Raw genomic sequence first — 10,212 nt, 5'->3', positions numbered from 1 at the left:
CATCGGCGAGATCGGCGACGGTCACCTCGCCGAAGCGCCGCATCACCAGCGCCTCGGCCTCGCCCAGCGCGCCGTCGAGCCGGGCATCGACCGCCTGCTCCACCAGACACTGGGACTGATCGGCATTGGGGCCCAGGTTGAACAGCGCCGGCGCCCCGATCGCCTCGTAAACGTCGCGCAGCGTGATCTCATCGAGCCGGCGCGCCAATTGCCAGCCGCCGCCGTGTCCACGCTCCGAGGTCACCAGCCCCTTCTCGCGTAGCCCCGCCATCATCCGTCGCACCACGACAGGATTGGTCTGCAGCATCTGCGCCAGTTTTTCCGAGGTCGGGCGGTCGAGGTGCCGGTCCATGTGGATCAGCAGGTGCAGCATGCGCGACAGGCGGCTGTCTCTGGGCACGGGCGTGGTCTCCTGTTCCCCCGGTGCTTAGCATCGCGGACCGACATGTAACAATTAGAAGTTCGTGAGTTGACGCGCCGCACGCCATATCGTAACTAATCTAGTTACATGAAAGGAGGTCACCATGACCGAAGCCGAAAAGACCCATCAGGAGGTCTGGGACGAGATCTATCGTGGGCGTCCGGGCAAGACCAACGGACAGCCGGGCAAGATTGTGGCGCAGCATGCGGCGGAAATGACGCCAGGGCGCGCCCTGGAACTGGGGTGCGGGAAGGGCGACGATGCGGTGTGGCTGGCCACTCAGGGATGGCAGGTCACAGCGGTCGACCTCTCCGACCTCGCCCTGGCCCATGGCCGCGAGAATGCCGAAGCCGCCGGAGTCGCCGACAGCGTCACCTTCGAACGGCATGACCTCGCCGAAACCTTCCCGGATGGCCAGTTCGACCTCGTCACCTCATGCTTCATGCAGTCGCCGGTGACGTTCCCACGCGCCGAAGTGTTGCGCCGCGCCACTGAGGCCGTGGCGCCCGGCGGACACCTGCTGATCATCGAGCACGGGTCCGGTGCGCCATGGTCCGCGATGGCGCAGGACACCGAGTTCCCCAAACTGGAAGAGACCCTCTCGGGTCTCGAACTCGCGCCTGAGGCCTGGCAACAGCTGCGGGTCGAAGCCGCCGAACGGACCGCGCACGGTCCCGAGGGTCAGACGGCTCAGGTGCTCGACAATGTCATCCTGCTGCGTCGACTCTAGGATGCAGCCGCGTGCCCTTAGCTCGCCATGCGCAGCGGAATGCTGCCTCCAGCCATACGGAAGACATCTACGATCCCATCGAGCTCGGCCGCCTGCGATTCGGTCTGCTCGATCGCAGCATTGGTCTGTTCCACCAGCGCCGCGTTGTGCTGGGTCATTTCGTCCATCTGGCGGACGGCGACGGTCACCTCGCTGATCGCCGAGCTCTGGCTGGTATTGGCACTGGCCATCTCACGCATCAGAGCACTGGTCTCCTGAACCGAAGTGACAATGCGGTCGAGTTTCTTGGACGCATCCGAGACCAGCGAGGTGCCGTCGCGCACTTCGGCCTCCGACTTGTCGATCAGATCCTTGACGTCCTGCGAGGCCTGCGCGGCGCTTTGCGCCAGCCGCCGCACTTCGATCGCGACAACGGCAAAGCCCTTGCCCGCCTCGCCGGCGCGTGCCGCCTCGACCGAGGCGTTGAGCGCCAGCAGGTTGGTCTGGAAGGCAATGTCGTCGATCATGCCGATGATGTTCGAGATCTTGCCCGAGGATGCGGTGATGCGCTCCATGGCCGCATTCGCCTTGGTCATCACGGCGCCGCCATCGGCGGCGAGATCCGAGGCGGAACTGGCCCGGTCGCTGGCCGTACCAGCGCGTTCGGCATTGTCGGCGACGGTGCGCTGCAGCTGTTCCATGGCGGCCGAGGTCTGCTCGATCGTCGCGGCCTGGCGCGTCGTGCGATCCGACAGATCATTGGCACCGGTGAGAATTTCCGACGTCGCCGACTTCAGTGACCGCGAGGTCGAGCGCAGCCGCTCGACGATATTCGTCAGCCGTTCGAACACCGCATTGGTGTCGTCCTTGATCTGCTGGAACTCGGGCTCGAAGTCTTCGGTGATGCGTCCGGTGAGGTCGCCGTCGGCGAGCCGCTGCAGCGCGGCACCGGTCAGCTCGACCGTGCGCTCCACCTTGGCCTTGGCCAGACGGTCGCGCTCCGCCGCGTCGGCGGTCAGCTTGTCGAAATAGACGGTCACGGCCATGTCCACGTCGACCAGAACGGCCTTGAACATGGCGCTCATTGCCGCCGCCAGCTCGTCTTCGTTGATGCGTTGCGGCTCGGCGCGCGAAAACAGCCCCTTGCTCTTGGCTTTCGGCTGCTCAGCGCACAGTTCGCTGAGCACGCCCTTCACCAGACCTTCGACGATCACGCCATAGCCGCCAATGTACCAGCGCGGCTCCAGCCCGATCCGGGCGTGCCGCAAGCCGACCTTCTTGGCGGATTCAAGATAGGCGGCATCGAAGCGCCCCTCGGAGATCCCGGTCCAGTGTTCGCTTTGCCGCGATTGCGCGCGATTGACCTGAGCCTGCCCTTCCTCGAAGAATTTGCTGACCGCGGGCACCCGCATCAGCTTGGCATAGAAATCAGACAGCGATTTGGGCAGATGCTTCTTGATGTGCGGCGAGACTGTCCTCAGGCTCTGCAGTTCGGCTTCGCCTAGCCCGATGAAATCCAGGCGTTCTGCCAGGTCTCGAGTCGCCGTTGTGTCGTCCATAGTGATTGCCCCGTATATTCGTCGCGACGCCGGCACCTGTGCCGCGCGTCACTCAATGCGGCGCACTTTGCGGTGTTGATGGTGAAAAATCAGTTGAGTGGAGACCTGTGCAAGACTACGCAAGGGCAACGGATAAGTACGCGTACAGAACAATTGGAAACCGGGGCAGGAAAAAGTAAAAAACCCGCGCCGGCGGAGGGCGCGGGTTCGAGTTGGCAGTCTTGGCGCTGCCTGTGTCGTTCGGCCGTTAGACGCGGCTGAATTTCATCGTGGTGCAGAAAATCCCCTTGCAGCCTGACAGTTTCATCGAGTCCGCACCCGTGAGAGTCAGGCTGCCGGAGAAGGTGTCGCCGGCGTAGTTCACCTCCCCCTTCCACTTGTTCGCGGCGGCGGCGTCCGCGCCGATCACCACATACTCGTTCAGATAGGCGAGATTTTCGGCAGTGCGCGCATCGGCCCGCAGCCAGATCAGCTTGGCGCACAGCTGCGTGCCGTCGCCGCAATAGCTGACGGTGTAGCGGCTGTCGCCGGATGTGGTCTGCCAGGTCCCGGTGGGGTTGGCGGAGGCGGCTGCGACCGGCGCGACGGCCATCGTGGCAGCAAGGGCGGTGAGGGCAATCCGCCCGGCGAATGTTTGTGCGAAGGCACTGGCGATCGACATGGCGATGCAACTCCGTTTTGGGGGGCCGGGGTGGGTGTTGCCCCCAGTAACGGCGCGCGCGGTGAATTCAGGCTAAAGCGCCTGTTCATCTGCGGTTCAGCCTTGCGGCGTCACGGTGGTGCAATCGGGGCATCCGCCCGCTCGCCGCGCGCTCACGCCCGCGGTGCGGCGCTTTCGTCTGCCACATTCATGACAACGTCAGCACGCGCCCTGCCCGCGATTTTCCGGGTCACATTGGCGTGAGAGCGCTCAGATCTCGTCCGGCGGCTCCCAGTTGGGCCAGTCGGCGACATGGCTCTCCCACTCGCCGTCTTTGACAGACTGCTCCGACACCGTGCGCCCGCGCACCGAAACGCCGACCGCGGCCACCGTCTCGGGGTCACCGGAAATCAGCGGATGCCACCAGGCCAGTCCTCGCCCCTCGGCAATACGGCGATAGGCGCAGGTCACCGGGATCCAGGCGATCTCGCGCACCTTTTCGGGCGTCAGCTTGATGCAGTCGGGCACCTTGCTCAGCCGGTTGGGATAGTCCGAGCATTTGCAGCTGTCGCCATCGAGCAGCCGGCAATGGACGTCCGAGACATAAATGTCGCCCGTGTCTTCGTCCTCGAGCTTCATCAGGCAGCAGCGGCCGCAGCCGTCGCACAGCGCCTCCCACTCCTCGGTGGTCATTTCCTCGAGTGTCTTTTCGTCCCAGAAGGCCAAGCTCAGCTTCTTCCATTGTGTGTGCCGCGGGTCATCTGGTGCACCATAGCATGGGGTGGGCGCCAGCATTTTGTCCGCCCGGGGGCAATCGGTGTTCACAGCACCGCGTTGACGTGCGTGAACAGGTGCAAATGTGCTTGGCTTGAGCTATTGTCCTGCCAACCGGATTTTGCATATCCACCGTGTGGAGCCGTCCTTGCAGGACCCCTTTTACAACAAAGCCAAGCGCAAGAAGAAAACCCGGATGCTGGCCGCAGATGCGTGGCTTGATTCGGCGCTTTACGATTTCTGGCAGGCACTGGGCCGCGGCTATACCAATATCGAGGATTTTTTCTCGAAGTTCCGCGTCTCGGGGCTAAAGCGCTTCTTCGTCGAGATCTTCTCGGATGCCCTGACTTTTGGCGCCATCGGCATGGTGCTGGTCACCGCGCTGGCGCTCCCCGCCTTCGATGCAACCGCCACCGGCCAGTTCAACAAAGCCGAAGACATTTCGGTCGTCTTCCTCGACCGCTATGGCAACGAAGCGGGCCGGCGCGGCATCCGCACCGACGATTCCTATCCGCTCAACAAGCTGCCCGATTATTTCGTCAAGGCGGCGCTGGCCACCGAGGACCGGCGCTTTTACGAGCATTGGGGTATCGACGTCGTCGGCACGCTACGCGCGCTGGCCTCGAATGCGCAGGGTGACAGCTCGCTGCAGGGCGGCTCGTCCATTACCCAGCAGCTGGCGAAAAACCTGTTCCTCAGTTCCGAGCGCACGCTCGAGCGCAAGATCAACGAGGCCTTCCTCGCCGTCTGGCTCGAGTGGCACTACACCAAGGACGAGATTCTCAAGCTCTATTTCGACCGCGCCTATATGGGCGGCGGCAATTTCGGCGCTGCAGCGGCAGCCGAGTTTTACTTCGGCAAGAAGATCACCGATGTGAACCTCGCCGAAGCGGCGATGCTGGCGGGCCTGTTCAAGGCGCCGACCAAATATGCCCCGCATGTCGATCTCGCGGCAGCGCGTGGCCGCGCCAATCTGGTGTTGTCCAATCTCGTCGACGCCGGCTTCCTCACTGAGGGTCAGGTCACCGCGGCCCGCCGCAGCCCGGCGCTGCCCGTCGACCGCTCGGACGAAGTGAACTCGCCGAACTACTTCCTCGACTACGCCTTCGAGGAGACCAAGAAGCTGGTGGCGGACTCGCGCTCTGCCAGTTTCGTGGTGCGCACCACCATCGATCCCGTCCTGCAGACCTATGCCGAGGATGCCATCACTTCGGTGGTGCGCGAGCAAGGCGAACAGTACAAGGTTTCGCAGGCGGCAATGGTCGTTACCGAACCGACGGGCGCCATCCGGGCCATGGTCGGCGGCGTCGACTACGGTAAGAGCCAGTTCAATCGCGCCATCGTCTCCAACCGGCAGCCGGGCTCGTCGTTCAAGCCTTTCGTTTACGCCACGACCTTCGAAAAACACCCCGAATATACGCCGGCCACCGTCGTCAGCGGCGCCACTCGTTGCATCGGCGACTGGTGCCCGCGCAACTATACCGGCGGAACCTATGGCCGGATGAGCCTGATCAGCGCCTTCGCGCGCTCGATCAACACCGTACCGGTGAACCTGTCGATCGACACGGGTCGCGGCCCGATCGCGGAACTGACCCATGCCATGGGCATCACAAATGACTTCCCGGTGACCCGCTCGCTGGCGCTGGGCGCCGCTTCGGTCAGCGTCCTCGACATGGCCTCGTCCTATTCGGTCTTTGCCAATCACGGCTACAAGACGCCGGCCTTCGGCATCACCCGGATCACCACGCTCACCGGCGACCAGATCTACGAAGCCAATCCCGATACGCCGCAAGAACGCGTCCTCAGCGAGCGCACGGTGCAATACCTGAACCAGATGATGCGCTCCGTCGTCGAAGGCGGCACCGGCCGGCGGGCGCAAATCGAGGGCGTGCCGGCGGCCGGCAAGACCGGAACGACCAGTTCCTATCGCGATGCATGGTTCTGCGGGCTGACGGGGAATTACGTGGCTGCCGTGTGGTTCGGCAATGATGATTACCGGCCGACCAACAACCTCACCGGCGGCACCCTGCCGACCATCGCGTGGCAGAAGTTCATGGCCTATGCCCACACCAATATCGAGATCAAGCCGCTCGACGGCGTCGATTTCGAGCCGGCACCCTTCGTGATCGCCGACGCCGAGGACGGCTCAGCCGACGATCTCGCCGAGCGGCCGCCGACGCTTCAGCCCGAAGCGGCGCGCAAGCTGCTCGATGTTGCCGATGCCCTGCGCGCGGCGCTCGACGCCGTGCCTGCAGCCACCGATCAAGCCGCGTTCGTGACGCCTGATCCGGCGCCGCCCGTCGAGGCGATGTAGCGGTTTGCGATTCATCCTCAACTTCACCTTGATGCTGGTCGTGGCGCTGGCGATCGGCTTCGGGCTGAGCTGGTACGCGCTTACCGACGGCCGGTTTTTCGGCACGATCGAGATCGGCCCGTGGAGTGCCTGGCGCGATGTCGGCGTGCCCAATCCCGACCCCTACACCCGCGCCTACATCTCACGGGCCGGGGCGCTCGAACTCGGCGCCAGCGAGGGCATGCTGTTCACCGCCACCACTGACAGCGACAACCGCCAGCTCGACCGCGACTGCAGCTACCGGATTGACGGACGCACGCCAGTAGCCCGCTTCTGGACGCTGGCGCCGGTCGCGCCGGAAACCGGCGCCAGCATCGCGAGGCCCGACGGACCGGTCGAACTGCACAGTGATCGCCTCGCCCGGGCACCCGACGGATCGATTGAAATCTACATCTCCAAGACCCTCAGTCCGCGCGACTGGCTCGAGATCACCGGCGAGGGTCCGTTCGAGCTGCTGCTCACCATTTACGACAGCGCCAGTCTCAGCGGCGTCGGCAATGCGGCGCTTCCCGCCATCATCCGGGAGAGCTGCGCGTGATCAGGTCGCTGTTGTGGCTCGCTGGGGGCCTCGTACTGGGCGCGATCATCCATATCGCGGTGATCCTGCTGCTGCCTGCCTTGGCGCCGACGGTGGCCTGGGACCGGCTGGCAGAGCTGGGCGCGGCCGATGGCCCGGTAATCCTCCCCATTCCCGCCCCGGGTGAAGACAATCCCCTGCGGCTCGACCCCGGCCTCGCCTATGCCGCCTGCCAGATCGATCTCGCCGAGGGCCCAGGCAGCGTCGCCGGCCCCTTGCCGCAAAGCTTCTGGTCGGTCGTGGTCTACAATCGCGCCGGCACGGTGGTCTATTCGACCACCAATCGCGGCGGCATCGGCACACGGCTTGATGTGGGCATCTTCAACCAGGCGCAGACGCGGCTGCTCGCCGAGCAGAAGCTCGACATCGCCGCCGGCCTGCTGATCGTCGAGTCGCCTACTGACGCAGTCTCGGTGGTGGTGCGTCTTGAACCGCCAAACCCGGTCAACCGCGCCCGCTACGAGCGTGCGCTGGCGGGGCTTACCTGCGGCAATCTTGCCGGCTGATCATTTGCGGAATTCGCCTTCGTCCGGCGCACCCATCAGCACGCGAGGGCGGATGATATGCGCGCCGTCATCGCGGCCGTCCCAGCGGTCGATGCAGAAGTCGTGACGCGCGGCGCGGGCCACCCAGATCTCCAGCCCCGCCAGCGCGGAGTCAGCAAACACCGCCTCGTCGTGCGGGGTTTCGACGATGAAATGGTCGAGGGCGTAGTCGTAGTTGCGATAGCGGTAGTCGAGCGACAGCACGAACCGGTCGATCGCATAGCGGTTCTCGGCCAGCCGCTCGTCGGCCTCGCGCCAGGTGCGCGCATCCAGCCCGTCGATCTCGGCGACCGCGAGCGCGCGGCGGCGATCGATCTCGATCACGACGCAGATGGACCGGAACGTTTCAGGCAGCGTATCGACATCCAGCGCCACATCATTGGCAATGGTCATGAAGCGCACATGCGAGGAGGCGTAGTCGGTCTTTCGTAGCCAGCCGTAATACTCTGCGGGGGGCTTGGCGCGCTTGCCGGGCGGCGGCGGCAGAACATCCTTGCCATAAGGGTCGAACCAGAAGCGCGCATGCGGCGCGACGGTGAAGCGGAAGATGCGGTCGTGCATCTCGGCCTCTTCATCGGTCAGCGCGAAATCGGAGGTCTTGCGCCCCTGCTTGTTGGCCGAACCGCGCTTCAGCGACGGCAGGATCACATCGCTCATCACACCCGGCTTCACCCGGCCGAAATCACCGACCGGCTGGGCCAGCGCCATATGGGGGAGCGCGCAGGCCAGTGCCGCGGCTGCAACCAGCAGTCCACGCAGCATGTCAGCCCCGCCGGCGCTTTGCCCGCGGATGCGGATCGAGCGGTCGTGGCGGCGCATCAGGGGTGCCCCTGCCCCGCTCGGCGGTCTCGATATCATGTTCGTAGCGCACGCCAGTGAACAACAGGATCTGTGCCGGGCCGTGTGGCTGCCGGTTCGATTGTTGAGCCCTGTGATGCGCCGTCAGTTCGATCAGCTTGCCCACTGTGGCCTCCAGCTTCCAGGCCGGGTCCGGAAGGTCGTGCTTCAAGGCGCGGAGGATTGACGCAATTCCCACCGCAAACATCATTAAGGGCTCGTCAAGGTTAACAGTTCGCTAACGAATTTCGTAAAAGAGTTCTTACGAAAATGCCGCTGCGATTCCCGCCGGCTCTGGACCGCACAATGATAGGCTTTCAGCCTTTTGAGACCTTTCAGCTGTTGATCGAGACCGGTGGTGTCGATCGGACGAATACGCTGCTTTGCGCCTCGTGCGACGCCTTTGCGCGCCGCGGCAAGGCCAGCAGTGCCGAAATGGAACAGTTCGCCGCCCTCGCGCAGCGGCTCTTCCCGGCCGCCCAGCCCAAGGCCCGCGCCAAGGCCGCCGCGACGCTGGGCCGGGCCGAGGCTCTGTCGCCGGCGCTCGAAGAGCTGGTCGTGCGCTATATCGGCGACGACCTGCCCGATTTCCTCGTCAGCGCCCAAACGATTTCCGAAAGCACGATGCTCAAGGTGATCTCGGCCGACGACGTGATGTTCGGCGCAGCGCTGGCGCGCCGCAGCGATCTCAGCAATACGGTGCTCGCCCGGCTGTTCCAGATGAACAGCCGCAAGGTCTACCGCGCGCTCGCCACCAATACGGCCATCGTGCCCCGCGGGCCCTATCTCAGCGCCCTCGCCCGTTCGGCGCAGATGGATCATCAGGTCGCCTGGTCGCTCGCCGCCCGCGATGATTTCGATGCCGCGCTCCTGGCGCCCGCTTTCTTCGATCTGCGCGAAGCCGACCGGATCAAGGTGATCACCGCCTTTGCCCGCCGCAGCACGCCGCCGACGCCGATCAAGCGCACGCTGGAGCAACTGTCGGTCGCGACGCCGGAGCTGACCAAGGCGCTGATGAAGCTGTTTTCCGAAAACCGCCGGCCCGAAGTCACCCGGCTGCTGCATCAGATCACCGGGCTCGACGAGGTCCGCTGTGGCCAGATCGCGCATGACAATTCGGGCGCCGCGCTGTTCGTCGTGCTGCGCGCTTTCGGGTGCAATGCGCATGACGGGCTCAAGGTGCTGATTCACGCCACCTCGCATGACGAGGACCGCTCGGCGGTGTTGGCGCAGTTCTCGACCCTGTTCGAACAGGTCAATGTCGACGCCACCGCCTTCCTGATGAGTGCCTGGCGCGGCGATGTGAACCTTCTGGACATGACCAAGCCGGAATATCGCCCCCGGGCCAACGAACGCCGCCAGCCGCCCCCGCCGCAAAAGCGCGAGCGCAACCCGGTCGTCGATCAGGCAATCGAAGCCCTGGCCCGCATCGGCACCCGGACGGGCACGAAAGCCGGCTAGGGCCTAGTCGACCACCAGCAATCCGATATCGCCGCTGCGCAGCTCGAGGCTGACAACCCAGAAGTCCGGGTCGAAATCGGCCTCCTTGTCGAGCCGGTTGCGCACGGTCAGCGGATCGGTGTGGTCGAAGCGCAGCTGGAAAACGCGCTCTTCGGGGTTGTCGCCCAGGCTCGCGGCCGGGGCGGGCGCATAGAGCGACACCTCGCCGTTCAGATGATCGAGCTCGACGAAGATCTGTCCCGCCAGCGGATCACCGCGGCGGGACACCACGCACATGTGGCCAAGGTCATTATGACGCCGCACGAAGGCGGCGACCCAGAGGTCTGAACGGAACAT

Annotated in this window: 12 protein-coding genes; 5 read left to right on the top strand and 7 right to left on the bottom strand. The window is 64.6% G+C overall.

The annotated features are described in order from the left end of the window. Positions 1 to 400 (bottom strand): Rrf2 family transcriptional regulator (locus tag ACN0TK_RS14780; protein ID WP_417310289.1); only part of this gene is annotated, 400 nt, incomplete at its 3' end. Positions 401 to 524: 124 nt separating this feature from the next. Here ACN0TK_RS14780 and ACN0TK_RS14775 point away from each other — a divergent pair. After that, positions 525 to 1,151: a class I SAM-dependent methyltransferase gene (locus ACN0TK_RS14775; protein ID WP_417310288.1), complete on the top strand. Its 627-nt coding sequence runs from the start codon at positions 525 to 527 to the stop codon at positions 1,149 to 1,151. Positions 1,152 to 1,168: 17 nt separating this feature from the next. Here ACN0TK_RS14775 and ACN0TK_RS14770 read toward each other — a convergent pair whose 3' ends face one another. The 3 genes from ACN0TK_RS14770 to ACN0TK_RS14760 all read right to left on the bottom strand — a co-directional run bounded on the left by ACN0TK_RS14770 (position 1,169) and on the right by ACN0TK_RS14760 (position 4,124). Then, positions 1,169 to 2,689: a methyl-accepting chemotaxis protein gene (locus tag ACN0TK_RS14770; protein ID WP_417310287.1), complete on the bottom strand. Its 1,521-nt coding sequence runs from the start codon at positions 2,687 to 2,689 to the stop codon at positions 1,169 to 1,171. 247 nt (positions 2,690 to 2,936) lie between these two features. Then, entirely contained in the window at positions 2,937 to 3,350 is a 414-nt protein-coding gene (locus ACN0TK_RS14765) for a DUF2147 domain-containing protein (RefSeq protein WP_417310286.1), read from the bottom strand. Between the two features lie 249 nt (positions 3,351 to 3,599). Further along, entirely contained in the window at positions 3,600 to 4,124 is a 525-nt protein-coding gene (locus ACN0TK_RS14760) for a YcgN family cysteine cluster protein (RefSeq protein ID WP_417310285.1), read from the bottom strand. A 127-nt stretch (positions 4,125 to 4,251) separates the two neighbouring features. On the opposite strand from ACN0TK_RS14760, the gene ACN0TK_RS14755 reads away from it, so the two are divergent. Genes ACN0TK_RS14755 through ACN0TK_RS14745 form a run of 3 tightly spaced genes read left to right on the top strand, consistent with a single transcriptional unit; the run spans position 4,252 to position 7,539 of the window. Then, on the top strand, positions 4,252 to 6,417 hold the full coding sequence (locus ACN0TK_RS14755) for a transglycosylase domain-containing protein (RefSeq protein WP_417310284.1): 2,166 nt from the start codon (positions 4,252 to 4,254) through the stop codon (positions 6,415 to 6,417). A 4-nt stretch (positions 6,418 to 6,421) separates the two neighbouring features. Next, positions 6,422 to 6,994 carry a DUF1214 domain-containing protein gene (locus tag ACN0TK_RS14750; RefSeq protein WP_417310283.1) on the top strand — a complete coding sequence of 191 codons (573 nt, stop codon included), beginning with the start codon at positions 6,422 to 6,424 and terminating at the stop codon, positions 6,992 to 6,994. Continuing rightward, the gene (locus tag ACN0TK_RS14745) at positions 6,991 to 7,539 is read left to right on the top strand and encodes a hypothetical protein (protein WP_417310282.1); all 549 of its coding nucleotides are present in this window, start codon (positions 6,991 to 6,993) and stop codon (positions 7,537 to 7,539) included. Before ACN0TK_RS14750 ends, ACN0TK_RS14745 begins: the two co-directional genes overlap by 4 nt. Here ACN0TK_RS14745 and ACN0TK_RS14740 read toward each other — a convergent pair whose 3' ends face one another. Then, positions 7,540 to 8,397 (bottom strand): hypothetical protein, encoded by an 858-nt coding sequence (locus tag ACN0TK_RS14740; protein ID WP_417310281.1) that lies wholly within the window; start codon positions 8,395 to 8,397, stop codon positions 7,540 to 7,542. Further along, the gene (locus tag ACN0TK_RS14735) at positions 8,342 to 8,626 is read right to left on the bottom strand and encodes a hypothetical protein (protein WP_417310280.1); all 285 of its coding nucleotides are present in this window, start codon (positions 8,624 to 8,626) and stop codon (positions 8,342 to 8,344) included. The genes ACN0TK_RS14740 and ACN0TK_RS14735 overlap by 56 nt, the downstream gene beginning before the upstream one ends. Before the next feature lie 95 nt (positions 8,627 to 8,721). Here ACN0TK_RS14735 and ACN0TK_RS14730 point away from each other — a divergent pair, with 95 nt between their 5' ends. After that, complete coding sequence (locus ACN0TK_RS14730; RefSeq protein ID WP_417310279.1) at positions 8,722 to 9,876, top strand: hypothetical protein; 1,155 nt, start codon at positions 8,722 to 8,724, stop codon at positions 9,874 to 9,876. Between the two features lie 3 nt (positions 9,877 to 9,879). Here ACN0TK_RS14730 and ACN0TK_RS14725 read toward each other — a convergent pair whose 3' ends face one another. Further along, complete coding sequence (locus ACN0TK_RS14725; RefSeq protein WP_417310278.1) at positions 9,880 to 10,212, bottom strand: DUF1491 family protein; 333 nt, start codon at positions 10,210 to 10,212, stop codon at positions 9,880 to 9,882.

Origin of the sequence: Devosia sp., assembly GCF_048261455.1 — a bacterium.
In the GTDB taxonomy this organism is placed as follows: domain Bacteria; phylum Pseudomonadota; class Alphaproteobacteria; order Rhizobiales; family Devosiaceae; genus Devosia_A.
The sequence above is the reverse complement of the archived record's forward strand: the minus strand, read 5'-3'. Positions and strand labels throughout refer to the sequence as shown.

Excerpts from the sequence above, each read along its gene's own strand:
- ACN0TK_RS14725 (WP_417310278.1), bottom strand. The coding sequence starts at position 10,212 with ATGTTCCGTTCAGACCTCTGGGTCGCCGCCTTCGTGCGGCGTCATAAT.
- ACN0TK_RS14740 (WP_417310281.1), bottom strand. The coding sequence starts at position 8,397 with ATGCGCCGCCACGACCGCTCGATCCGCATCCGCGGGCAAAGCGCCGGC.
- ACN0TK_RS14765 (WP_417310286.1), bottom strand. The coding sequence starts at position 3,350 with ATGTCGATCGCCAGTGCCTTCGCACAAACATTCGCCGGGCGGATTGCC.
- ACN0TK_RS14775 (WP_417310288.1), top strand. The coding sequence starts at position 525 with ATGACCGAAGCCGAAAAGACCCATCAGGAGGTCTGGGACGAGATCTAT.
- ACN0TK_RS14760 (WP_417310285.1), bottom strand. The coding sequence starts at position 4,124 with ATGCTGGCGCCCACCCCATGCTATGGTGCACCAGATGACCCGCGGCAC.
- ACN0TK_RS14735 (WP_417310280.1), bottom strand. The coding sequence starts at position 8,626 with ATGATGTTTGCGGTGGGAATTGCGTCAATCCTCCGCGCCTTGAAGCAC.
- ACN0TK_RS14730 (WP_417310279.1), top strand. The coding sequence starts at position 8,722 with ATGATAGGCTTTCAGCCTTTTGAGACCTTTCAGCTGTTGATCGAGACC.
- ACN0TK_RS14770 (WP_417310287.1), bottom strand. The coding sequence starts at position 2,689 with ATGGACGACACAACGGCGACTCGAGACCTGGCAGAACGCCTGGATTTC.